This window comes from Undibacterium sp. JH2W, from assembly GCF_049340425.1.
Taxonomy (GTDB): Bacteria; Pseudomonadota; Gammaproteobacteria; order Burkholderiales; family Burkholderiaceae_D; genus Undibacterium.
In genome coordinates, this window is record NZ_JBMPOT010000007.1 from 272,828 (window position 1) to 298,131 (window position 25,304).

General features: G+C 48.9%; 24 protein-coding genes and 1 pseudogene. 5 read left to right on the plus strand and 20 right to left on the minus strand.

Annotated features, from left to right (window positions below):
• Positions 1-65: 65 nt before the first annotated feature.
• The 4 genes from ACO0LC_RS12585 to ACO0LC_RS12600 all read right to left on the minus strand — a co-directional run bounded on the left by ACO0LC_RS12585 (position 66) and on the right by ACO0LC_RS12600 (position 5,772).
• Positions 66-2,837, minus strand: coding sequence for a beta strand repeat-containing protein (locus tag ACO0LC_RS12585; protein ID WP_423003496.1), 2,772 nt, complete (start codon positions 2,835-2,837; stop codon positions 66-68).
• Positions 2,838-3,411: 574 nt separating this feature from the next.
• Entirely contained in the window at positions 3,412-4,458 is a 1,047-nt protein-coding gene (gene pbpG, locus ACO0LC_RS12590) for a D-alanyl-D-alanine endopeptidase (RefSeq protein ID WP_423003498.1), read from the minus strand.
• A 184-nt stretch (positions 4,459-4,642) separates the two neighbouring features.
• Entirely contained in the window at positions 4,643-5,335 is a 693-nt protein-coding gene (locus tag ACO0LC_RS12595; protein ID WP_423003500.1) for a nitroreductase, read from the minus strand.
• Positions 5,336-5,340: 5 nt separating this feature from the next.
• A complete protein-coding gene (locus tag ACO0LC_RS12600) occupies positions 5,341-5,772 on the minus strand; it encodes an acyl-CoA thioesterase (RefSeq protein ID WP_423003502.1) in 432 nt (143 codons plus the stop codon).
• A 366-nt stretch (positions 5,773-6,138) separates the two neighbouring features.
• Between ACO0LC_RS12600 and ACO0LC_RS12605 the strand changes: the two genes are divergently transcribed.
• Positions 6,139-6,696: a phasin family protein gene (locus ACO0LC_RS12605; protein WP_423003504.1), complete on the plus strand. Its 558-nt coding sequence runs from the start codon at positions 6,139-6,141 to the stop codon at positions 6,694-6,696.
• 117 nt (positions 6,697-6,813) lie between these two features.
• Here ACO0LC_RS12605 and ACO0LC_RS12610 read toward each other — a convergent pair whose 3' ends face one another.
• From ACO0LC_RS12610 to ACO0LC_RS12650, 9 genes are all read right to left on the minus strand, one after another.
• Positions 6,814-6,945, minus strand: coding sequence for an MFS transporter small subunit (locus tag ACO0LC_RS12610; protein WP_423003506.1), 132 nt, complete (start codon positions 6,943-6,945; stop codon positions 6,814-6,816).
• Positions 6,946-6,979: 34 nt separating this feature from the next.
• On the minus strand, positions 6,980-8,347 hold the full coding sequence (locus ACO0LC_RS12615; protein ID WP_423003508.1) for an OFA family MFS transporter: 1,368 nt from the start codon (positions 8,345-8,347) through the stop codon (positions 6,980-6,982).
• A 230-nt stretch (positions 8,348-8,577) separates the two neighbouring features.
• Positions 8,578-10,020, minus strand: coding sequence for a lipase/acyltransferase domain-containing protein (locus ACO0LC_RS12620; RefSeq protein WP_423003510.1), 1,443 nt, complete (start codon positions 10,018-10,020; stop codon positions 8,578-8,580).
• 195 nt (positions 10,021-10,215) lie between these two features.
• A complete protein-coding gene (locus tag ACO0LC_RS12625; protein WP_423003512.1) occupies positions 10,216-10,941 on the minus strand; it encodes an ABC transporter ATP-binding protein in 726 nt (241 codons plus the stop codon).
• Entirely contained in the window at positions 10,941-11,711 is a 771-nt protein-coding gene (locus ACO0LC_RS12630; RefSeq protein ID WP_423003514.1) for an ABC transporter ATP-binding protein, read from the minus strand. Before ACO0LC_RS12630 ends, ACO0LC_RS12625 begins: the two co-directional genes overlap by 1 nt.
• Before the next feature lie 11 nt (positions 11,712-11,722).
• On the minus strand, positions 11,723-12,913 hold the full coding sequence (locus tag ACO0LC_RS12635) for an ABC transporter permease subunit (protein ID WP_423003516.1): 1,191 nt from the start codon (positions 12,911-12,913) through the stop codon (positions 11,723-11,725).
• Positions 12,914-12,924: 11 nt separating this feature from the next.
• Positions 12,925-13,854 (minus strand): branched-chain amino acid ABC transporter permease, encoded by a 930-nt coding sequence (locus ACO0LC_RS12640; RefSeq protein ID WP_423003518.1) that lies wholly within the window; start codon positions 13,852-13,854, stop codon positions 12,925-12,927.
• Positions 13,855-14,386: 532 nt separating this feature from the next.
• Entirely contained in the window at positions 14,387-15,325 is a 939-nt protein-coding gene (ispH, locus tag ACO0LC_RS12645) for a 4-hydroxy-3-methylbut-2-enyl diphosphate reductase (RefSeq protein ID WP_423003520.1), read from the minus strand.
• 9 nt (positions 15,326-15,334) lie between these two features.
• Positions 15,335-15,790: an FKBP-type peptidyl-prolyl cis-trans isomerase gene (locus ACO0LC_RS12650; protein ID WP_423003522.1), complete on the minus strand. Its 456-nt coding sequence runs from the start codon at positions 15,788-15,790 to the stop codon at positions 15,335-15,337.
• A 93-nt stretch (positions 15,791-15,883) separates the two neighbouring features.
• On the opposite strand from ACO0LC_RS12650, the gene radC reads away from it, so the two are divergent.
• From radC to rpmG, 3 genes are all read left to right on the plus strand, one after another.
• Positions 15,884-16,558, plus strand: a complete 675-nt coding sequence (radC, locus tag ACO0LC_RS12655; protein WP_423003524.1) for a RadC family protein — start codon at positions 15,884-15,886, stop codon at positions 16,556-16,558.
• 239 nt (positions 16,559-16,797) lie between these two features.
• Positions 16,798-17,034, plus strand: coding sequence for a 50S ribosomal protein L28 (rpmB, locus tag ACO0LC_RS12660; RefSeq protein WP_110257749.1), 237 nt, complete (start codon positions 16,798-16,800; stop codon positions 17,032-17,034).
• A 25-nt stretch (positions 17,035-17,059) separates the two neighbouring features.
• Positions 17,060-17,227, plus strand: a complete 168-nt coding sequence (gene rpmG / locus ACO0LC_RS12665) for a 50S ribosomal protein L33 (protein ID WP_110257750.1) — start codon at positions 17,060-17,062, stop codon at positions 17,225-17,227.
• Positions 17,228-17,598: 371 nt separating this feature from the next.
• Here the strand turns inward: rpmG and ACO0LC_RS12670 are convergent, their stop codons facing one another.
• The 6 genes and pseudogenes from ACO0LC_RS12670 to ACO0LC_RS12695 form a co-directional block, all read right to left on the minus strand.
• A complete protein-coding gene (locus ACO0LC_RS12670) occupies positions 17,599-18,801 on the minus strand; it encodes a DesA family fatty acid desaturase (protein WP_423003526.1) in 1,203 nt (400 codons plus the stop codon).
• Between the two features lie 146 nt (positions 18,802-18,947).
• Entirely contained in the window at positions 18,948-20,246 is a 1,299-nt protein-coding gene (locus tag ACO0LC_RS12675) for a mechanosensitive ion channel family protein (RefSeq protein WP_423003528.1), read from the minus strand.
• Between the two features lie 54 nt (positions 20,247-20,300).
• Positions 20,301-21,620, minus strand: coding sequence for an RsmB/NOP family class I SAM-dependent RNA methyltransferase (locus tag ACO0LC_RS12680; RefSeq protein ID WP_423003530.1), 1,320 nt, complete (start codon positions 21,618-21,620; stop codon positions 20,301-20,303).
• Positions 21,621-21,773: 153 nt separating this feature from the next.
• Positions 21,774-22,379 (minus strand): phosphoribosylglycinamide formyltransferase, encoded by a 606-nt coding sequence (gene purN / locus ACO0LC_RS12685; protein WP_423003532.1) that lies wholly within the window; start codon positions 22,377-22,379, stop codon positions 21,774-21,776.
• 100 nt (positions 22,380-22,479) lie between these two features.
• Positions 22,480-22,899: pseudogene (locus tag ACO0LC_RS12690) on the minus strand (barstar family protein); the annotation flags it as partial.
• A gap of 20 nt (positions 22,900-22,919) precedes the next feature.
• Entirely contained in the window at positions 22,920-23,294 is a 375-nt protein-coding gene (locus ACO0LC_RS12695) for a ribonuclease domain-containing protein (RefSeq protein ID WP_423003614.1), read from the minus strand.
• Between the two features lie 504 nt (positions 23,295-23,798).
• On the opposite strand from ACO0LC_RS12695, the gene ACO0LC_RS12700 reads away from it, so the two are divergent.
• On the plus strand, positions 23,799-23,960 hold the full coding sequence (locus ACO0LC_RS12700; RefSeq protein WP_423003534.1) for a hypothetical protein: 162 nt from the start codon (positions 23,799-23,801) through the stop codon (positions 23,958-23,960).
• Positions 23,961-24,068: 108 nt separating this feature from the next.
• Here ACO0LC_RS12700 and ACO0LC_RS12705 read toward each other — a convergent pair whose 3' ends face one another.
• Positions 24,069-25,256, minus strand: a complete 1,188-nt coding sequence (locus ACO0LC_RS12705; protein WP_423003536.1) for a patatin-like phospholipase family protein — start codon at positions 25,254-25,256, stop codon at positions 24,069-24,071.
• Positions 25,257-25,304 lie beyond the last annotated feature (48 nt).

Here is a 25,304-nt window from a genome sequence, read left to right on the forward strand (position 1 = left end):
CCCGGTGAGTTTACTTAAATTTTTGTAAGGGATCAACATGATCCCTTACATGTATTCATCAATGATTAGCGTGCAATCACATTATTTTTGAGTGTTACTGCACTCCCACTCAGGACGCGACCATTCTGCAAGGTAGCAGTATCACCCATGGTGATCGCTGCCTGTCCCAGAAGGGTTCCTTTAAATGCACTGTTAGCACCCAATGTGGTTGCTGCAACTGGTAACCAAAACACACTGGCAGCAGATGCACCGCCACTTAAGGCAACAATAGAGTTTGCTGCAGTGTTCAAAGTTGAACTACTGCGGAACAGGTATAGACCTGGACCATTCATAGTCACAGTACCGGTAATCGTGATGGCGCCTGTGTAGCAATACACGCCTGGTGTAAAGGTCAGGCCACCAAGATCAATCCCGCCAGGAGTATTGACGGTACAAGCACGGCTATTGCCATCCGCAATTGCCACTTGCAAATCAGCCAGGGCAGTAGTCAGGATAGATCCGGATTTGTAGTTGCTGTACCCAGCTACCTGAATAGGATCAACCGTCTGCGACACTGAACCTACATCACCTGAAACCAGCGTCAAGCCACCAGAATTATTGGTGATGGAGGTACCAGCCAGGACAGCAAAACTGGCCGCACTACCAAGATTAATACTGGCGACTGGTACAGCGGTGACAGTAAAGCTGGTAGTAGTTATCTGACCAGCTTGCGCCGCAGAAATATTCGTCACGCCCGGGCTAACTGCCGTTACTTGCCCGGTAGATGAAATGCTGGCGACACTATTGACACTGGAAGTCCAGGTCACAGCACTGCTGATATTACTTGTCGAGCCATTTGAATATGTGCCAGTCGCTGTGAACTGCTGCAATGAACCCACTAAGGCGCTTGCACTGACTGGCGCAACGCTGATGCCTGTCAATATAAATGCTGGGGAAACTGCCAGATTGGCGCTGCCTAGCTTGCCAGAGAAACTGGCTGTGATCGCTGCTGCTCCGCTTGACAGGCCATTGGCTACTCCAGTAGCTGACACGGTAGCAACTGCCTGATTACCTGAGGCCCAAGTCACCACATTGCTGATGTTGACGTTGCTGCCATCTGAATAACTGCCAGTAGCGACAAAACCCTGTGCAGCGTTGACAGCAATGGTCGGCGTTGCTGGCGTCACCGTAATGGAATTTAAAGTAGCGGCCGGCAATACGTTGAGCGTGGCAGATCCTGACTTGCTGCCAAGAATGGCGACAACAGGTGTAGTACCCACGCTGGCCGCATTCACCACACCACTTGCGTTGACTGAGGCAATCGCATTGACGCCAGAACTCCACGTCACGCTATTGGTTATATTGGCACTGCTGCCATCCGAATAACTACCAGTTGCCACCAGGTTTTGTGTGCTACCTACAGCAATGTTGGCACTTGCCGGCGTCACAGCTATCGAAGTCAAGGCCGCGCCCGATGAAACAGTCAGGTTTGCTGAGACTGTTTTAGTACCGGAAGTTGCGCTTATGCTTGATGTCCCCGCTGATACTCCCGTGGCTATACCGCTCGACAAAATTGTTGCGACAGCCGTGTTGGCAGAACTCCAGCTTACGGAGTTCGTCAGAACGACATTACTGCCATCAGAGTAAGTACCGATCGCTGAAAATGCCTGAGTTGAACCCGCAGCTACATTGGCAGTCAAGGGCGTAATCGCCAGCGAGTTCAAAGTAATGGCAGGTATGATGGTCAGGGATGCAGAACCAAACTTACTACCCAGCGTTGCTGTGACCAGAGATGTTCCAGTCGCCACGCCTGTTGCCATGCCATTGGACAAGATCGTCGAGATCAATGGAGGACTGGTCGTCCAGATCACGCCGCTCGTAATATTCGCAGTAGTGCCATCCGCATAATTGCCGCTGGCATTGAATTGCTGCGTACTACCCACCGCCAAATTCACATTCGGTGGCGTCACTGTAATGGACAGCAAAACAGCCGAACTGACATTAACCGTAGTCGTCGCGCTTAAGCCATTGTAAGTTGCTGTCATTATCGAGGAACCAGTAGCCAGGGCTGTCACCAGACCATTGCTTGCGGCAATCGTCGAGACTGTGGCGACGGCCGGTGTAGCAGAGAAAAAACTGCTATTACTAGTCACATTGCCGCTACTGCCATCAGTATATTTTGCAGTAACAGTCAATTGCTGCGTCGTCCCGATTTGCAAACCTGGATTTGCTGGTGTCAACGCGATGGAAACCAAACTCGCTCCAGCCACCGTCAGCTTGGTACTGGCCGTGGTTGTGCCTGATGCCACAGTAATCACGGAAGAACCTGCCGCCACACCTGTAGCGAGGCCTGTATTGCTGATGGTGGCAGTGACAGGCGAAGCCGAAGTGAAGCTGGAAATCGCTGTGATGTCACTAGTCGTGCCATCAGAGTACGTGCCCATCGCTGCAAATTGCTGTTTGCCCCCTATCGCCACGGAGGGGTTGGCAGGAAGTAAGTTGATGGACTGCAGGGATGCTGGTGAAACTGTCAGATTCGCAGAAGCCGATTTACCGCCAAAACTGGCAGAAATCACCGCTGTACCACTGACGACACCTTTGGCAATACCAGAAGCGCTATCCACGGTCGCTATAGTCGTGCTACCAGATGTCCAAGCTGAAGTTGTTGTGACATCACGGGAAGCGCCGTCGGCAAAAGTTGCCGTGGCCACAAATTGCTGCATGCCACCGCTCGCTACCGTGGCTGTTGCGGGGCTGACTGTCAGTGTTGTCAGTGTTGATGAGGGCAAGCCCAGAATTGGATCACGGCCTTGATCACCACCACCGCCGCAACCGGCAACAAGTGAGGTGATGAGCATTGCAGAGACGCACGCAAGCGGTCTCAGATAGCGCTGTAGGATGTTCATTATTGCCTTTTTTCAGGTAAGTTCGGTGCCGAGTAATTTCGGTGTGGCCGCAATGCAATTCTTTCTGCTTCTTTATGCCGTATTCCCGATCGCTACCTGAGGTGAGATGACTAGTCTGAGTCGATATCACTTATTGGAGGCAGTCTGTATTCTTGAGTGCGCTGACAAGTAGACCAAAAGTCTTGAGCTCGAAAACGTATCAAGCATCTCTTATCTCTTTTTCATCAGACTTGATCTGTGCGATAGCGCACTCAACATCAATTGAATTTATTTAAACAACAGATGTAGATGCATGTAGCGAGTAGTATCCGGAGGGGCATTGCTATGCTATTGGCGATGCATCTGAATATGTGAACATTGCTGCTTGCAAATGCGCTCAATAAAAGACTCGCAGAAGGTAAGTCGTCACCTGAGCATAGAGACTAAGAGGGGGAGCGACAAATATCGACAAGCAAAAAAAAACCGCATTTAGCGGTTTTTAAATATTTAAACAACACCAGTTTTTCAACTGAGGCCTTATTCTGGTTCAAATATGCGGCTTGATCGTTTCCAGCCATTTCTTCATACGGTCAGCGTCTGCCAGTCGCGAATACTTGCCTTTGGAATCGAGAAATACCATGACGATATTGCGTCCCTCTATGATGGCTTGCATGACCAGGCAACGACCAGCCTCAGAGATATAACCGGTTTTTTGCAGGCCAATTTCCCAGGCGGGATTAATCACCAGCTTGTTCGATGTGCCATATTCCAAAGGCCTGCCACCAGGTGCGACGACATATTTGGAATCTGTCGAATACTGCCTGATGACAGGATGCTGATAGGCGGCATTGACCAGCTTAACCAGATCACGCGCACTAGCCCGGTTTTGGCTGGAAAGACCGCTGGAATCAACATAATGCGTCTCTGACATACCCAGTTGCTTGGCTTTGGCATTCATGGCAGCGACAAATGCTGGCAATCCCCCTGGATAACTGCGTCCCAATGCAGAAGCAGCACGGTTCTCCGAACTCATCAGGGCGATATGCAACATGTCAGAACGCGAGAGTTTGGAACCTATCTTCAAGCGGGAGCTGGTATTTTTTTCCTTGTCGATGTCCTCATTCGTGACTTCTATCTGTTCATCCATGTCTTGATGTGCTTCTACCACGACCAAACTGGTCATCAATTTGGTGATGGAAGCGATAGGCAGTGAGACATCTGAATTTTTTTCAAACAAGACCTTGGAGCTATCCTGGTCAACCACATAGGCGACATTTGATTTTAATTCCAGTGGATCCTGGGTGTTTTTCAGGCCTACGCTATCACCCATGCTTGGTTTTTCTGGCACTTCACGCACGACGGCAAGACGTTCGGTAATGACTTTGCGTTTACCATGCACCATGACCGTACGCTTGACCAGCTTGCCAGATGCAGTAGTGATAATGATTTTCTTATGGGATGCTGCATGCGTCTTGCTGTGAGCCGCATGCTTTTTGGATGTATTTTTGTGTGCGTGATTTGCTGCCAGCACACTCGCCACAGGCAAGAGGGCGATGAATGAAAAAACCACCGCATGTCGGGCAAATTTCACCATTAATGACTCCAGATTTAATATGCCAAAAAGATAGTGCAGTGTAGCAAAATTCGGAAATTCCGCAAGGAAAATAAGGAGTTATAGATACTTATTGATATGGCGCCTTAAACAAAGTTGCAAAATTTTGTCAAACTTTTGACCAAATTTAATCATGCCATGCGCAGGCTTATCATATAAACAATTTTCATTCCAAAAACTGTGCAAATTCTGCGATACTGGCGCGCTCCGTAATCAGGGTGTTTTCGATTTTACTGAGGTCGGCATAGCCAAGTGACATGCCACAGACCAACATTTCATCTGCTGGTAATTGCAATTGTTCAGCAATGATTTTGTGGTACTGGGTAAACGCCGCCTGAGGACAGGTATCAAGACCACGGCCACGCGCTGCCACCATGATACTTTGTAAAAACATGCCATAGTCCAGCCAGGAACCCTGCTCCATCACCCTGTCTATGGTGAATATCAGACCAACAGGTGCATTGAAGAAAGCGTAATTACGGCCATGCTGGGCATGCATGCCGGCCTTGTTTTCACGCCCCAGCCCCAGCAAGGCATACAGATCCCAGCCTACTTTGCGGCGACGCTCGAGATAAGGTGTTACCCATTTGACGGGGTAATAGTTATATTCCTCCTTATGCCCACCCTGGGCTTCGCTGTTGTGGGCAGTCAGGATGGCATCTGACAAGCTTTGCAGCCTATTGCCTGTCAGCACATACACCTTCCATGGCTGGGTATTGCTACCAGAAGGGGAGCGTGCAGCCACTTCCAGTATGCGCTCGATATCGTCGCGAGCGACTAACTTTGGTAAGTAAGCCCGTACGGAACGACGTGAAGTAATCGCCTCATCAACGATTTGCTGAGTTGCCGAAATAGTCATGAGTATCAAGCCTCGATAGTTTGCAAAAGCTGGCGCATGGCCTCAGGGATGGCGGTAGGGCGACGACTTTCCCTATCAACATAGACGTGGACAAAATGCCCCTGGGCCGCTGCCGTATCTTCGCCATTTTTGAATATCCCCACCTCATAGCGCACACTGGAATTACCCAGTTTGCTGACACTGACGCCCGCCTGTACCTGATCCGGAAAAGCAACAGAGGCAAGATAATTGCATTGGGTTTCTATGACCAGACCGATGACAGGGCTATTTTCTATGTCCAGCACCCCATTACTAATCAGGAACTGATTCACCACCGTATCAAACCAGCTGTAATACACCACATTATTGACATGGCCATAAGCATCATTATCCATCCAGCGGGTAGTAATGCCATGAAAGTGCTTATAGTCTTTTCTAGTTGTTGCCGCTATCGCCATCGCCTGCCCACCTCTCTGGATAGAAAAAATGAATTGCCCGGACGCAAATCTCCGCACGAAAGTCTAACATAGGCTGAGCACTTCATTTTCTGGTCATAATTGCCATACATAATTACCCAAGGAAAAGTGTCTTCACTGCTTTCTCATTTTCCTGTTGGAGTAATGAAGTGATTTAAAACAAGTATTTTGTAATGCGTAATTATTATATTGCGACGCACAAATATGACTTGACTTCATTTGATGAATCAATAAAATGTGACTTATTGCATCGCACAATTTCATGGCTTATTAATCAAGTTTAGCGCTGCAACATTTCACTTAGCAATCGCCAGGTTTCTTGTATTTCACTTTCCTTAGGAGATTTCCATGTCTACTGCACCTGAACAATTTTCTGCAGCAACCAAAGCCAATTTTGATGCTCAACTTGCCCTGTTCACAAACTTGACAGGCAAAGCATTTGAAGGCGTAGAAAAATTCATAGAATTGAATTTGAACGCTGCCAAATCTTCTCTGGAAGAAAGCACTGCTGCCACCAAGCAATTGCTCGCCGCCAAAGATCCACAAGAATTTTTCAACCTGACAGCAGCACAGGCTCAGCCTACGGCAGAAAAAGTGCTGACATATAGCCGTCATCTGGCCAATATCGCTACCAGTACTCAGGCAGAATTCACGCATGCAGCAGAAGCACAAATCGCTGAAACCAATCGCAAAGTATTGTCACTGATCGATGAAGTCTCCAAAAATGCCCCTGCCGGCTCTGAGCAATTTGTCTCCTTCTTCAAAACATCGATAGACAATGCCAACGCCAGCTACGACCACATCAGCAAATCCACCAAGCAAGCTGTTGAAGCACTGGAAGCCAATCTGAACAATGCAGTCACTACAGCCAGCAAAGTAGCAGCTCCAAAAGTTGTCAAGAAATAAGTAGAAATAATAAGTTTAAGCGAGTCTGGCAGGAAGCTCCCCCTCCCTGCCCTGACGAGTAAGCAGCAAGCAAAAGCCCCAGACCAAGCTGGGGCTTTTGCTTGCTGCAAGAACAGCTTATGCAAACATGGCCACGACTTTCATCGCCGTCTGCCAGACACCCCATCCCAGAGGGACACAGGCCAATGCCCAGTAAAAAATGACTTTCCCTGTCATGCTGGGATCAATATGCTTATTTACGTCTTCCATGATTACTCCAGTAAGAATGATGATTTCTGAGGTTTTATTGTGTCGCCAGTTGTGCTGGCATTTCCAGGCTGGCATTTGACTCCGGTGCCTTGACGAATAGATTCAAGGCAAACTCGGCAACCAGCAAACCACCCAGGATATACACCACCGTCGAATAGGCAGCTGCATCAGCCAGCCCCTGGTTCTTGACCAGATAATCGCGACCTGCATTCACCACCAAAGGACCGATGACGCCCGCCATGGACCACGCAGTCAGCAGGCGGCCATGTATGGCGCCCACTTCTTTTTTGCCAAACATATCCGCCAGATAAGCAGGTATGGTCGCAAAACCCGCACCATAAAAACTCATAACCAGCGCAAACAAGGCCACAAACAAGAGCATATTGCCAGCCGCCGCCGCACCTGGAATCGCCCAGTATGCCAGCGCACCAACACCGGAATACATGGCATAAGCCCACTTGCGACCTATCTTGTCAGAAAAACTGGACCAGATAAAACGACCTGCCATATTACACAGCGATAGCAAGCCAACAAAACCTGCCGCAGCTGCCGGAGAAATACCCACCATCTTTTGTGCCATCAATGAAGCCTGGCCCAGAATACCTATACCAGCGGACACGTTCAACAAAAGTATGCCCCACAATAACCAGAACTGCGGTTTGCGTATGGCTTGTGCAACGGAAAAATCATCTGCCCCCTGAGAAGCGATGTGATCAGCTTCCGTCTTGCTGGGTACCCAGCCTGCTGGCAAATAACCAGGGAAAGGCAGACGGGCAATGCTGACAGCTGCTAGCTGGAAGCACAGATACACCACGGCCATCGTCACAAAGGTTGCCGGAATGCCTCCATACAACGAACCTTCACTGAAATACTTCATCAGATTCACGGCCAATGGTGAACCAACCAAAGCCCCACCACCAAAGCCCATGATGGCCAGGCCAGTCGCCATGCCACGCTTGTCCGGGAACCACTTGATCAGGGTTGACACTGGCGAGATATAGCCTATACCCAGACCCGTACCACCTATCACACCATAACCAAGAATGACGATAGGCAAGGAGGCTGCGACCACGCCCAAAGCAGAAACCAGGAAGCCAACAAAAAAACATAAGGCTGAAGCCAGCATGGCTTTGCGTGGCCCGACTCTTTCTACCCATTTGCCAAATATCGCTGCAGACAAGCCCAGGAAGATGATGGCAGCAGAAAAAATCCAGCCTACGCTGGTCAGGCTGGACCCCAACACTTTAACCAAGGGACCATTGAACACCGAGAAACCATAGGCCTGGCCTAATGGAAAGTGTATCAACAAGGCTGCTGCTGCCATCAGCCAGCGGCTATATCCTGGTGCCGCTACAGCAGCCTCTTTACCGATTGCTACATTTAATTTTTGTAAAATCCCCATGCGCGTTTCCTTTGTTATTTTAGTCAAACTACTTAAAAACAAAGGGTATAACTGTTGACTCACATCAAGGTCAAGCTTGGAAACATATGCTTGCAACAAACAAGCAAATACTTACATTAAGATACTCATTTGCATGAGGTTTTACCTATGAAATTAAATATTCGCGCAATGAAATAACACACTATTTTATGCCCGATTGATTGAGGTGACCTAGTAAAATTACATCATTTTCAAGGCGACATTTGCTTGGGTGATATCTCCCAAGGTAAAGACCGGGTCAGTAATACATTCAAGAGATTGTCTTGAAAATTGATGTTATTCGTCAATTGCACATGGTTCTCACATAGAAAAAACCAGTAGGCGATAGGAATGAAGCTGTCTTCACTTTGCTCTGCAGATGGGTCCAGGGTTTCTCTGGCCAATAAAGAAGGTTTGGTAACGCGACCATCACCCGGTTCCAGCATCAGCTCTGCATAACGTACACCGGCGACCGGCTTGCGTATATGTGCAGGATCCAATCTGGTTAATAATTGTCCCTCTTCTTTTTCCAGCATCAGGCGGGCGGGCGTCAGGCTACAATCACCGCCAAACAAGACATAGCGTATGGGCGTCTCCGGTTCCGGCGTGGACAGGGCCCACATGAAACGACGCGCCCGCTCCAGTCTATAGATAAAGAAACGTTGCAAATCGGCCAGGGCCAAGCCGGACATGGAGGCTCCCTTTGCTTGCACTCTTGCTTGAATTTCAGGATTGAACAAACTCCAGCGATAGCGCTGCCAGGTCGCCACGTCAAATAAATTATCCCCAAGAATATTGCCATCCGCATCAATCAGCCAACTCACCAGGGGATGAGGAAATAACTGATAGCCACTAGGCATGGTTGCCAGCACTTCTGGCAATATGCGCCCAAAGCCTACTGGCTCACCGCTTAAGAATGCATGCAGTGAAGAAGCTGAGCCCAGATTGGGGGTCCCCAACAATACCAGCTTGCGTACGCGCGTCGTCCCATACAGCGTCACTTGCTCATGCTCACCATTCAAAACATCGGCGACACCATAGCGCAAATAATAACGGGCAACCAAGCCACCCATGCTGTGCGCGACCAGATCCACACGTAACTGGGGATTGCCATAATCACGCCGCACCTGATCAATCAAGGCTTCCAGGGCAACGGCATGAAGGCTGTTATCTTGGCGGAAATCATATGGAAATAAATAGTAGCGACGCTCCCCCTTGCGTACGGCTGTTCCAGGAACGCCTTTGACATATCCTGCAAATTTCTCCAGCGTGGTAATGATGGGACCGTAAATATCTTGCCCAAGCACCCGGTCAGCAAGATCAAATGCCTCGAGATCATCGGGTAAGACCTGCAAAGTTTGCGGGTCAAAATGCAGGGCCAGATGCCCGTAGTCACCAAATAATATATCACTTGCAGAACCTGGCCAGACTTCTTTGCCGGTCGAACGACTGCGCAGTTTCGAGCCGAACAAACCTGGTATAAGAATGACAGGCGTATTATCGACAGCCTGATCGCCCAGCCTGTATAAGCGCGACAAATCTGGTCTGGGAGCAGATGCACAAGAAAGCAGCAAGCCACAAAAAACCAGGCAACTCAATATGGAAAGGTAGCGAGGATGGCAAAAACGGAACAAGCGGCTGAACTGAATTGACATCGGCATACTCCTCGCTAGATATATTCACTGGGTAGTTTGCACTTTCTTTGCCACTCTAATTGTAAATGACATAAGCGGCTTTATTTTTCATTCACAAAAAAATAAGAAAAAAAATACCTGCAATTACTTGCAGGTATTTAAAATGCCTGATCACAGACTTGCTGCGCACCAGGCTTACCTTACTTCATCATCGCATTAACCTTCACCCAGATAAGCTGCCTGGACTTTAGGATCATTCAGCATGTCTTTGGCATTGCCGCTCATGGTAATGGAACCGGAATCCATCACATAGCCGCGGTGGGCCGCCTGCAAAGCCAGCTTGGCGTTTTGCTCGACCAGCAGGATGGTAATACCCTGAGCTGACACATTACGCACTACTTCAAAAATCTTTTCCACCATGATAGGCGACAAGCCCATCGACGGTTCGTCCAGCAACAGCAGATTAGGATGACTCATCAAGGCGCGTGCCATCGCCAGCATCTGTTGCTCACCACCAGACAAGGTTCCTGCCAGTTGCGCGGCACGCTCTTTCAAACGTGGAAAAATGGAGAACCATTTTTCTATATCGGCATTGATAGCCTCTTTATCATTGCGGATATAGGCACCCATCATCAGGTTTTCCAGAATCGTCATGCGCGTGAAAACTCCGCGTCCCTCTGGCACCATGGCCAGATGGTTTTTGACCATTTCAAAAGAATTGACATTACGGATGGAAGCACCCATGTACACAATTTCACCTTCTACCTTGCAGGCAGGTAGGGTGCCAGTAATGGCTTTCAGTGTCGTGGTCTTGCCTGCACCATTGGCACCGATCAAGGTGATCAATTCACCCTTATTGACTTCCAGGTCGATTCCTTTAACGGCCTTGATGCCGCCGTAAGCAACTTTCAGATTGCTTATCTTTAATACGTTCTCAGCCATTAGTGACCACCTCCCAAATACGCTTCGATAACTGCCGGATTTTTCTGTATGTCTGCTGGCAAGCCTTCTGCAATTGGCTTGCCGTAATCCAGAACAGTCATCCTGTCACATAATCCCATCATCAATTTGACGTCATGCTCGATGAGTAAAATGGTTTTTCCTTCGGCCTTGATCTTGACCAATAATTCGCGCAGAGCGAGTTTTTCAGTCGCATTCATACCGGCAGCAGGTTCATCCAGTGCCAGCAATTTAGGATCAGTTGCCAGTGCACGGGCGATTTCCAGGCGACGTTGATCACCATAAGACAGGAACTTGGAGGTACGGTCTGCAAATTGCCCTATACCAACAAAATCCAGCAGCTCTTGCGCGCGCTTGCGGATGTCCAGCTCTTCCCTGCGTGCCGACGGATGACGAAATACCGCACCAAAAACCCCCTGATGCGTACGGATATGCCGACCTACCATGACATTTTCCAAAGCGGTCATTTCACCAAACAAGCGGATGTTCTGGAAAGTCCTGGCAATACCCGCCTTGGCCACTTCATGCGGCGCCGAAGGTGAGTAAGGCTTGCCATCCAGTTCAAAAGTGCCGGTATCAGGCTGATACAAGCCAGTAATGACATTGAAGAAGGTCGTTTTGCCTGCGCCGTTCGGACCTATCAGGCCATAAATCTGGCCCTTCTTGATATTGATGCCGACATTTGACAGCGCCTGCAAGCCGCCAAAACGTTTATTGGCGCCTTCGATTTTTAAGATAGTCTGTTCAATCATCTTGATCTTCCTTATGCTGCCGCTTCGTTATTCTTGGCCATACGATCTTCATGCTTCGGTGCTGGCCACAGGCCGGCAGGACGATTGAGCATGATGGCAACCATGGCGAAGCCGTACAACAATTGACGCAATACTTCAGCCTCTATCCAAATTTTTCCAAAGATCAGGTTTTGTACTGGTTCAACCACGTGACGCAATACCTCAGGCAAGGCCGCCAACAAAACAGCGCCAAGAATGACACCGGGGATATGACCAATGCCTCCCAATACCACCATCGCCAGAATCACAATGGATTCCATCAAGGAGAAGGATTCCGGGGACACAAAACCCTGGAAGCTCGCAAACATCGCACCAGACACGCCACCGAAAGAAGCTCCCATGGAGAAGGCCAGTAATTTGATATTACGGGTATTGATACCCATGGCCTTGGCAGCAATTTCATCTTCACGTATCGCAACCCAGGCACGGCCCAGACGAGAGTCTTGCAAGCGCAGGGAAACAATGACAATCGCGATACACAAGAACAAGAACAGGAAGTAATAGGCATTTACCGAAGGCATGCTTAACCCCAGGAAGTGCACAGTCGCATTTGAGCCTTCTTCGCCTTTCAGTGATACACCAAAGATACGGATAGGGTCGATCAGGTTGATCCCTTGCGGGCCATTGGTGAAGTTGATCGGTGCATTCATGTTGTTCATGAAGATACGGATGATTTCACCAAAACCCAAAGTCACAATGGCCAGGTAGTCGCCACGCAATTTCAGTGTAGGTGCACCCAGCAAAGCACCGAACAAACCAGCGATCGCCGCCGCAAATGGCACAATGATCCAGACTGAAAGGTGGATACCATTTTTGGTGATTTCTGGTCCGCATACAGCAACCAAAAATTCCCCTACGGCCGGATAATTATTGACAAAGGATTCAAGGATGACAGCAAATTGCTGTGACCCGAAAATCGCTGCCAGATAGGCCCCGACTGCATAAAACGCGATATACCCCAGATCCAGCAAGCCGGCAAAACCGACCACGATATTCAGACCCAGCGCCAGCATGATATACAAGAGCGCGAAGTCAATAATCCTGACCCAGGAATTACCGAAATTAGACGCCACAAAAGGGAACAACACCATGACTATGCCCAACACCGCGAAGCTGGTGTAGGCCTTGGTTGGATTGGCTTTTACATCAAATATAGTTGACATTGATTTTCTCCTTACGCACGGTCAGCAACACGCTCACCCATGATGCCGGATGGACGCAAGGTCAGTACGATAATCAAAACGACGAAAGCGAAGATATCCTGATAATGACTACCGAGGATACCGCCAGTCAGATCACCAATATAACCGGCGCCCAGGCTTTCAATCAGACCAAGTACGATACCACCTACCATCGCACCGTAAATATTACCGATACCTCCCAGCACCGCAGCCGAGAAGGCTTTCAGGCCAGGTACAAAACCCATAGCAAACTGTGCGGAGGAGTAATTGGCTGCCCACATCACACCTGCGATAGCAGCCAGTGCAGCACCAATCGCAAACGTAGCAACAATCACCTTGTTGGAATCAACGCCCATCAGACCAGCGACACGCGGATTTTCTGCTGTTGCCCGCATAGCCCTGCCCATTTTGGTTTTTTCAACCAGCAAGACCAAGCCTACCATCGCCAGTGTCGCCAGTATCAGCAAGAAAATCTGGGTCTGGGAAATCACGGCTCCACCAATTTGCACAGGAATGGAAGGCATCACGGAAGGGAAGGAAATAGGACTGCGGCCCCAGATCATCATGGCAAAAGTCTGCACCAGGATGGAGATACCAATTGCCGTGATCAAGGGTGCCAGTCGCGGCGCATTGCGCAGTCGACGGTAGGCGACACGTTCAATCAGGACATTCACCGCGATACAGACAGGGACTGCGCCCAGAATCGCGATAATGAGTTTGATGATGCCAGGTAAATCAGGTGCAATTACTTGCAATCCTTTAATGATACTCAGACCAGCCATCGCACCCACCATCAGTACGTCGCCATGCGCAAAGTTAATCAGATTGAGTACACCATAGACCATGGTGTAACCCAGAGCGACCAAGGCATACATGCTGCCCAGCACCAGACCGTTAATAATTTGTTGGATAAAGGTATCCATATTTTGCTTCTCACTTTAAGAACGAAACGAATTTCTGAAAAAACAGGAGATGAACTGTTTGCCATCTTGCCATCCGATAAAGCCAGATAACAGCAGGCAGGTTTCAGCAAAAATCATTCCTGATAATAAAAGCGGCACCCTGGTTTGGGTGCCGCCGGAATTCGAACGCGCGCTATCCGAACAGGCGCGTCATCAAAGTAGAAGCAATAATGGCGTAATTGATACACATAGTAGTACTCTCCTCAGCAACTTTTGGTAAAAGTTTTTGTAATATATTTTGACTTAAAGGTTATCCCAGTAAAGTCGGCGGGATTATACCTAGTTTGCTTGTTCTTCCAGTGGTAAAAAAGCCACCGCAAGCTACGTATTTTCCACAACCGTCACTTACCAGCATACACGTTTTGACAAGTCCGGCAAGTACCGAGCTTGATTGTGCCGCAATCTTAAACACGTATTTGCAAAATAAAATATCGAAAACAACAGCCAAAACGAATTTTTAATCAAATTCATTTACTAAAGGAGTTAACTAACCTTAAATCTTCGGTGCGGCAAGCCCCTTGGGCATGGGAAAAGTCACGGCTTCTTCCACACCATCAAGGGCGCGTACACTGCGTGCGCCCAGTTGGCGCAAGCTGCTGATCACTTCCTGCACCAGCACTTCTGGTGCAGAAGCACCAGCAGTGACACCAATACGCATACGGTTTTCCAGCCATTCAGGTTTAATCTGGCTGGCATTGTCCACCATATACGCCGCCACCCCTTTTTTTTCTGCGACTTCACGCAGGCGATTGGAGTTTGAGCTATTCGGGCTACCAACCACCAGCACCAGATCAACTTGCGGTGCCATGAATTTCACTGCTTCCTGGCGATTGGTAGTAGCGTAACAAATGTCACCCTTCTTGGGTTCACTAATTAAAGGAAAGCGTGCTTTCAAAGCCATTATGATTTCTGCTGTGTCATCAACCGACAAAGTCGTTTGCGACACAAAGGCCAGCATATCTGCATTTTTAACCTGCAGGTTTGCGACATCGGCCACGGTTTCCACCAGATACATACCCTCTTCTGCCTGCCCCATCGTGCCTTCGACTTCAGGATGTCCGTGGTGGCCTATCATGATGATTTCGCGGCCTTCCTTGCGCATCTTGGCGACTTCTATATGCACCTTGGTCACCAGCGGACAGGTCGCATCAAAAATCGTCAAGCCGCGGGCTTCAGCATCCTGGCGCACACTTTGTGAAACCCCGTGCGCAGAAAATATCAGAGTGTTCCCTGGTGGGACATCTTCCAGTTCTTCAATAAAAATCGCGCCCTTGGTTTTCAGGTCATTCACAACATAGGCGTTATGCACGATTTCATGCCTGACATAAATCGGCGCACCGAATTGTTGCAAAGCGCGCTCAACGATTTCGATGGCGCGGTCGACTCCAGCGCAAAAACCGCGTGGCTGGGCTAATAAGATTTCTTTGTCCATAAGCTTTGATTAAAGAATCCCGATAATTTTTGTTTCAAACAGCACAGTCTGCCCGGCCAAAGGATGATTAAAGTCAAACAAGGCGCCTTCGTCGTCGATTGCGCGCAAGATGCCTGCAAACTTTCCACCCGCAGGCGCGGCAAATTCGACCAGGTCACCAATCACATATTGCTCGCCAAAAGCCGAGTTTTCTTTTAGTGTAGCCAGCGACACTCTTTGTATCAAATCCGGATTGCGTGGGCCAAAGGCTTTTTCAGGCGCCAGCTCCTGGGTAGTATGAGAGCCCTCTTCCAGGCCCAGCAAAGATATTTCCAGCTCAGGTGCCAATTGCCCCGTCCCCAGTTGCAGCGTGGCGGGGCGCTCGTTGAAGGTGCTGAGTATATCCTCCCCAGCCAGCGTCGCAAGGCGATAATGCAGGGTCAGGTAGGCATTGGGTGTCACAGTGGGGATTGCATTGGAAGACATGATATAAAGCTGGGCTTAGGCTGAGAATCCGATATTGTAAGCCAGCTTTTGCTTATTAAGAGACAAGGACACAATTCTATGGAGAAAACCTAGATGGCAATCAATGAATGGCCGGAAGATCAACGGCCCAGGGAAAGACTGATTAAACACGGGGCCAGTGCCCTGTCAGATGCCGAATTGCTGGCCGTTTTCCTGCGTACGGGCGTCACAGGCAAGAGTGCCGTGGATCTAGGGCGTGACATGATCACCCGCTTTGGCTCACTTTCCGGCTTGTTTGCAGCAAGTATCAAGGATTTTTCTTCCGTGCATGGGCTGGGCTCTGCCAAATATGCTCAATTGCAGGCAGTGCTGGAGTTGGCCAAACGTGCAATTTCTGAGGAACTGCAGGAGAATGCCTCCTTGTCCTCACCTCAGGCAGTGAAAAACTATTTGCAGCTTATGATAGGTAATAAGCCACATGAATCTTTTGCCATCCTGTTCCTGGATGTCAAAAACCGTCTGATCAAGGCAGAAGAATTGTTTCGGGGCACACTCAATCATGCAAGCGTGTACCCGCGCGAAGTGGTGAAGTCTGCTTTACATCAAAATGCGGCCGCCATCATCCTGGCACACAACCACCCTTCAGGCTCCTGCGAACCCAGCTCTGCCGACATCAACCTGACACAAACCCTGAAACAGGCACTGGCACTGGTGGATATACGCATACTGGACCACTTCATCGTCGCCAACCCCAACGTGTACTCGTTCGCAGAGCATGGACTAATGTAATCACCGCTCACTTTGACAACTGAGATTTTGCAACACCGGGCGAAATTGCCACTGACTGCGTTTTTCAGACTTTTCCCAGTGTTTACCTGCGGGGGAAGCCTCGACAAAATCGTGAAAATCGAATTGTTAAATCAATTTTTTTAAAATGACACAGTTGTTTTTCGCAAGTCGTTGATATTTCATGGAATTTTGTTTATACTTGCATTTTTCCAATTTCGGAATCGTCTAAGGAGTTAAACATGGCACGTGTCTGCCAAGTGACTGGGAAGGGGCCAATGGTTGGCAACAATGTATCCCACGCTAACAACAAAACAAAACGCCGCTTTTTGCCTAATCTGCAAAATCGTCGCTTTTTCGTAGAATCAGAAAACCGTTGGGTTTCTCTGCGTTTGTCCAATGCTGGTCTGCGCGTCATTGACAAAATCGGCATCGATGCCGTTTTGACTGACATGCGTGCTCGCGGCGAAAAAGTTTAAGCTAAACTATTGTTAGGAAAATATCATGGCTAAATCTGGTCGCGACAAAATCAAGCTGGAATCGACTGCTGGTACAGGTCACTTCTACACAACCTCCAAAAACAAGCGCACTATGCCTGAAAAAATGGAGATCATGAAGTTCGATCCTAAAGCACGTAAGCACGTCATCTACAAAGAAACCAAAATCAAGTAATTCAGATTTAAGTTTTGTAGAAATAAAAAACCCTGCATTGCAGGGTTTTTTTATTTGTTCGGTAAGTAGTGATAAAACACAGTGTCCTTTTACTCTTGATGAAGCGCAAGCAAAGACAGCATCCACCTCTATTCACATGGGCCAACAGACTATGGTCGCCCTGAAGGTATCTGAGCAGTTGCCGATAGATGCTCATGATGCATACAGATCAAGGAGGGCGGCATACAAGAGGCATTGATCGCCTCCAGGCGCATGCTGAATAAGCCCCCAATGGACACAGGCAGCTGACCACCTCATACAATAAGCGCTGCATAACGACTCCAAAAATAAAAAACGGCGCATCAGCGCCGTTTTTTGAAGAAGCAAAAGACTTAAGCGTAGGTGCGCAATCTCAAAGAGAATTCACGCAAAGTCTGGATGCCAGACGCTTCTGCGCGTACGCACCAGTCCTGCAATTGCTGCACCAGTTGTTCGCGGCTGACGGTAGAACGCTCCCAGATCAAGCCCAGCTCCACACGCATGTCATGCATGGTCTTCAGGGCGCGGCTATGAGCCAGCACTTCAGACAATTGCTGTTGTTGCGGGGCTTCGAGCTTGGTGGGCTCACGTTGCAACAGCTTTTTCGTGGATTTCAGCATTTGGGCTTCAAACATGGCTTTTTCACGCAAGTTTGCTACTTCATCACGCCAGGTGCGGCGCAAGGATTTGGTATATTTTGCCATCACGTCGTAACGATTAGTGATTACTGCCTGCAGGGTTTCCAGATCCACGACAGCCTTGGTTTCCTTGAACTTGGGTTCTGGCGCTACTTTCTTGACCTTGGCCAGACCAACGATCTCCATGCCGCGTATATACATCCAGCCTATATCAAACTCATACCATTTGGATGACAGCTTGGCCGAGGTGCCAAAGGTGTGATGGTTATTATGCAGCTCTTCGCCACCAATCAAAATACCGATAGGCAAGATATTACGTGAGGCATCAACACAATCATAATTGCGATAACCCCAGTAGTGTCCTATGCCATTAATAATGCCAGCAGCAGTCACGGGTATCCATGCCATTTGCACTGCCCAGACTGTTGCACCAATCACGCCAAATAACATGAGGTCAATAATCAGCATCAGTGCCACACCCTGCCAGCTGAAGCGGGTATAAATATTACGCTCCATCCAGTCGTCCGGCGTGCCATGACCATATTTTTCCATGGTCTCCAGGTTCTTACATTCGGCACGATACAGCTCTGCGCCTTCGAACAAGACTTTTTTGATACCACGCGTCACCGGGCTATGCGGATCTTCTTCAGTTTCGCATTTGGCATGGTGTTTGCGGTGGATGGCGGCCCACTCCTTGGTTACCTGACCAGTCGTCAACCACAACCAGAAACGGAAAAAATGGCTGGGTATGGCGTGCAATTCCAGGGCGCGATGTGCCTGACAGCGATGCAGAAAGATAGTCACACTGGCAATCGTGATATGCGTCACGACCATAGTGAAAATAAAGACCTGCCAGCCCGTGGCACGCGTCAGACCATTAGACAGGAAGTCGGCGACAGTATCGATAAAAGTGCTCAAAATGACATGTACTCCATTGTTATTGACGACATCTGGGTTGATTTCGCAAAAATGCGATCAACTTTATTCATTATAGACATGGGACGGCATTGTACGCCGCTTTAGAGGATTCCCACCAATTTTAGAACTAAAATTATTGCCATGCCTCAAGTTTCTTTAGCGGGACTGTTAATTATGGTCACAACCCTCTGACCGTAAGGCAGATTCACCTGATGCTCGTGCAAAACCTGCCACAAGGCAAGATTCACGGCTGACATCACGCCGGAGCGTCCATTCTCAGGATCACTAATCCAGAAGCCTACCCGCAACTCAAAACCATCTGCACCAAATTTCATTAAATAGGCAGATGGTGCAGGATCTTTACAGACGCGCTCCACAGTGGCAGCGGCAGCTCCCAAAATGGGCATGATATGTCCCAGGTCGGTTTCATAGCCCACCGTCATGTCAGTCCACATTGCTACGGTTCTGTCACTCAAGGAATAATTTTGCACAGGACTAGAAACCAGCATTTCATTAGGAATTACAGATTCACCACCATCCTGACCTTGCAATACCGTATAGCGGGTATTGATCTGGGTTACCCGTCCACTGAATTTATCAACTGTAATCATGTCACCTATGGACATGCTGCGGTCCAGCAGGATAATGAAACCGGATACATAGCTGCTGGTAATTTTTTGCAGGCCAAAACCCAGGCCTACACCCAGGGCGCCACCAAATACAGATAACACCGTCAAGTCTATGCCAACCAGTGTCAGGCTGATGAGTATCGCCAACAGGATAAATACCGCCCTGCTCACGCGTGACAACACCACCTTGAGAGAGCTATGTGCATTCGGCAAGAGCATCAGCCGTGCTTCCAGAGCAGCGCTGGCCCACATTGCCACCACCAGGGTAACAACGACAGAAGCAACTGCCTGCAAGATGGTCAGGATGGAAACCTTGTTTTTACCCAAGGGTAAAGCAACATCATCCAGAGACGAAAACAACTCTTGCCCCAGGCCTGTGAAATGCAAGACCACACCTAGCCAGACCAGGCCAGCAAACAGTTTCTCAAATACAGCCAGGAAGTTACCTATATAGCCATCACGGGCAAAGGTCTGGCGCACGACATAAAAAGCAAAGCGTATCAGGGCCAGCGAACCAATGATGGGAAATAGCAGGGACAGCAAATGCGTATGCTGCCATTTGCCTAAAATCATTTTAGCAATCAGGATAAAAATCATCGCCAGGGCTGGCGAGAGTACACGGGTAAAACTTTCCACTCCCAGCTTGACTACACCAGTATCAGTCTCCTTGGCAGTAAAGCTGCGCCTGAGCAGGCGTGACACCACCCAGGCCAGCGCAAAGCACAAGATGACCGCCGCCACTTGCCAGTAAAAGTCAGACTGGCCTACATCATGCGATAAGTCAGACAATAAACTGGCAAGCAAAGGCGTACTCATGGTGCGTCACAAAAAATAAGAATGATGAAAATGGTGCTGGGGCAGGCAAGTCACTCAGGCATCCTCAGCCACTTCAGCCGCTTCAGCCGCTTCAGGTTCTGGAGCAACTTTAGCTGGTGCCTTTTTACGCTCCAGTATCGCTGCAAAGAAACCATCAGTCTGGTGCAGATGCGGATAAAGCTTCAGATAATCACCCATTTCCAGATCCACTTTTTGTTCAGCCAATACTTGCGAAGCTGGCACCAGCGCATAATCAGCATGTTCAGCCAGGAAAGCTTGCACTATGCCTTCATTTTCTTCATCGAGAATACTGCAAGTGGCGTAGACCAGACGTCCACCTGGCTTGACCATGCGCGCAGCACTAGCCAGTATGGATGCCTGCTTGACATTCAACTCTGCTACACCTTCTGGTGTCTGACGCCATTTGACGTCAGGATTGCGGCGCAAGGTGCCCAAACCACTACAAGGTGCATCGACCAGCACACGATCAAGCTTGCCTGCCAGGCGTTTGATCTTGGCATCTTTTTCATGGGCGATGACGACCGGATGGACATTCGACAAACCACTACGTGCCATGCGAGGCTTCAGTTTAGCCAGGCGTTTTTCAGAAATATCAAAAGCGTACAAACGGCCTGTATTGCGCATCAATGCGCCCAGTGCCAGCGTCTTGCCACCTGCACCGGCACAGAAATCGGCCACCATTTCACCGCGCTTGGCACCAACCAGTTGGGCCAGCAATTGACTGCCTTCATCCTGCACTTCTATCGTGCCGTCTTTAAACAAAGGCAGGTTCTGGATAGATGGTTTTTTACGTACACGCAAACCCGTGCTGGAGTACGGTGTAGGTTCGGCTATGATAGGCGCTTGTGCCAGTGTGGTGATGACGGTTTCGCGATCACCCTTGATGGTGTTAACACGTAAATCCAATGGCGCAGGAGTGTTGAGAGACATGGCCAGCTTGAGCGCCTCTTCTTCACCAAAACTTTGCAGCAACTTGGTCCACAGCCATTCAGGCAAATTGGCCTTCATCATCAAAGGCAGGTGGGTGCGATCAATTTCCATGACACGTTGCAACCAGGCAGTTTCGTCTTCCGTCAAGCCACCGAGGGCATCGACACCCACCGCATCAGCCAGACCCAGCAGGCTCAGGCGGCGCATGGGTGAACCTATGCCGGACTCAGAGAAATTGGTGTACACCGCTTTATTGCGCAGCAAGCCATAAACAGCCTCCGCAACTACGCCACGTTCACGTGAGCCCAGGCGTGGGTGGTCACGGAAATAACGCGACAAAGTGCCATCTGCCGGGCCGGTAAAACGCAAAATCTCACGTAATACTTCTTCGGTATTGACGAGTATGGCTGGAGGTAATCTCATGCTGCTTCCTTCTAATATGCTGATATGGCCCGGACGGGCCTTGTTACTATTTTTGCTATGATTTTTTACTATGTAATGCGGATGTAAGACCGCTAAAACGATCTTGCTGATACTGGCTAACCTGGCTTCTTATCAAGCCACTTATTTGGCTTATCAGTTACTGATATGAACACGGTTGCCGTCTATATGCAATTTATCTTCGACGAATTGCAATACGGCACGTGGATAAATCTGATGTTCCTGCTCAAGTACACGGTGCGACAGCGTGTCTTCGGTATCATTATCAAGCACGGGCACGACAGCCTGTGCGACGATGGGGCCATGATCCAGCTCAGCAGTGACAAAATGCACAGTTACGCCATGCACTTTAACACCAGCGTCAATTGCCTGCTGATGCGTTGCCAAACCAACAAAGCTGGGTAACAGGGATGGATGGATATTCAACATCCTGCCTGCATAGTGCTCGACAAAACCAGCTGTCAATATGCGCATGAAACCAGCCAAGACAACCAGATCAGGTGCAAATTCATCTATTTTTGCCTGCAAAGCGGCATCAAATGCTTCACGCGTGGCAAATTGCTTACTGACAACTACTGCCGTAGGTATGCCATGGCTGGCAGCATATTCCAGACCACCTGCATCAGCACGGTTACTGATGACGGCTGCAATTTGCGCAGGCCATTGCTGTTTTGCAGCAGTTTCAACGATGGCTTGCATATTGCTGCCACGACCAGAAATGAGGATAACAATCTTTTTCATGGCGGCATTGTACCGCCGACAGGGGTCTAGCCCCAAATAAAAATGCCGATAATTACTTACCGGCACCTATTATACAGGCTATTAAAATACCATTAAAAGACTATTCAAAGGAGTAAAACACCCGGAAAGCAACTTTTCTTTCTGCCCAGAAATCTGCTGCATCACGGAAGACATCCAGCAGAGTCTCACGTGCTTCCTTGTCAAATTTTTGCGTATTTGGCAATTGCTCAAGCACAATGAGAAAGCCTGGTTGTGGCCCTGCCTTATAAATCATGTCTGTCAAGCAATCAGACAAGGCATCCAGATTCCTGCACATAGGTTTGGGGAAGCCAAAAGATACGGCTATCTTGCCCAAGACTTGCTGTTTGGTTAATGCTTCCAGACAATAGGCATACAGGAAATGCTGGCCAAGCTTGTTCGCCTCAGCCTGCAAATCCTGCACGCGAAAAGCCCGTATGGACTGCACCAGATTTGACGGCACTGTTGCCAATAAATCCATTTCCCCCTCGATTGCTGAGATCATATTTACTCTTTAATTATTTACTCTTTAATTCTGCGAAAACTCTCGTAGTGATCTTCAGTGTAATAGTATTCACCTGAGGCCTGCGGGTCTGCACCGGCAATGATGCGACGCACACCACGATTACGGGCACGTGGTGTTTTCACCGTATATTCATGATAGTAACCACGCTTTTGCTTCGGCAATCTGGATTCATAATTGCCAAACACAACGCCATCCTTGTCATAAGGAAATGGCCCACCTTGCTTGATGAGTTTCAGCGTCGTCTGAGCTTCCTTGGGTAAATCTGCCAGCGCAACTTGAGACGGACCAGCAGTGTCTTTGGCAAAGCCAGTTACAGCCAATAAAGCAAGCGCCAGGAAAACCAGCCATTTTTTAAAAAATGTTGGATTTATCATTATTTCATCTATCCGCACGTGCTTAAACAGGGCATAGATTAACGGTTTGTCGATGATGAATCAACCATTGTTGCACTTGTTACAAGGAGGCAACCCCTTGTAACAACAGATGGAACTTTAGCACTTCCCTGGAGAAATATTACTACTTCAAAGCGTTGAACGCGCCACAAGGCAAGCCTTGCTTGCAAGATTGGACTTGTGTCACTTTGTGCAATTTAAATTGTTAAATTTAATACTCATATAAATATTGCAAAATAGCAATTGACAAAAAGAACATGCCACTTCAGGATCGCACACTTGTGTTACCAATATAGCCATAAGTTGCAAAGTGAGTATCTTGCATCGCATGAGTTGCTCTAAAAAAATAAACCACTTCGTCAAGCGTGATATTCGCTTAGTTCACATGCTCTTGAGTCTGTCGATAGCTATTATCAACAGTGCGACTTAAGCTGATGTTTAATCTGAGGATACAGTTATACCGCCCATGCGGACTGAAATGATTTGATCATAGAACTCAGTGCAAGAGCAGCATGGGACGGTAGCGCTACCGATATCTGGATAGTGCAGCGCTGGGTAAGGCCCAGGGCACAGGCCTTGATAGAATATACCGACCAGGGTGCAATTGAAAGAAGTACAGGCGTCTCTTGCTGCCCCCTGAGGTAAATCACGTGGACTGGAAACCTGGGTGACGCCCTTTAACCCGGATTTTTCCATGATACACAAGATGCAATTCGTCCCGCATTTTATCCGGGTCTAGACGTATAAATACAATCAGGTGATAGTCTGGCCCTGGTCACGGAAGAAGCTCAATACCTCTTCTTTCTTGGCTTGGGTGTCGCGCCTGCCCAGCGCAATCAATTCCTTGGTATAACTGGACTCAAACAAGAGATAAGATGCCAGCGCCGAGCCACGCGCCTCGGTCGCACCTATGCCACCCAGCATGGTGCGGACTGGCAAAGGCAAGCTATTGGTATGGCGGCTGGCAATTTCATCCAGTCTTTCTGAAGGCGCAATCACCAAGAGATCCACTGGCCGCAAAGGTGTTTTTTCCAGCAACTCGGGGGGCAACATCGACAAAGTCTTATTGATGCGCATCAGCCTTTCTATATCCACGGCCAGGCTATCAAGAAAGATACTGGACAAGGCATGACCGGCAATTTGTGCCAGGCTGGGGTAACGAGCAGTCTCAGTACTGACATTGGGCGGCTCGCTGAGACGACCAGCACCGACGATCAACACTTTTTTTGCCCCCAGGTGTATGGCGGGCGATATGGGTGCCAACTGACGCATGGAACCGTCGCCACAATACTCCATGCGCCCGCCCCAATTCAAGGGCACGGCAGGGAAAATAAAGGGGATCGCCGCCGAGGCCAGTAAATGCTGGACGCCGATAAAATCGCGCTGTGCCAAACGCTGGCTCCGCACCCAGGGTTCAATATCAGCCAGGGTTTGATAAAAAGTCAGATGCTGGCCAGCAGTATATGAAGAAGCAGTCACCGCCAGTGCATGCAAGCTGCCATTGCTGAAAGCTGCATCCAGACTGCCCAGGTCCAGCATGCGATTCAATAAGGCTTCCAGTGGGGAATTATCCAACAAAGAGTTCGGTGGAGCCTTGCGCCATTTATTCAAGAGCCAGCCAAAAGACCACAGCGTCAACCAGCGCGCGCCGCTACGCATGACGCCCAGCGAATCAGCCCGGTACACTTGCGCGGCTTCAAAATTTTCCCAGATATGCAACATGCGCCCCAGCGCATCACTAAAATTATCTGCGCCACAAGCCAGCGAAGTAGCATTGATGGCCCCCGCTGAAGTGCCACAAATGATGCCAAAAGGATTACTGGCCGGATGCCAGCCAGCATCAATGAGGATAGTCGAGATTTCATTGAGCACCCCCACCTGATAGGCCGCACGCGCCCCACCACCAGTCAGTATCAATCCCGTTCCTGCGTTAGTGCTCATTTGTGTAGGCATAAAAAAAGGGCAAATACAGATTTGCCCTAGTGTAGT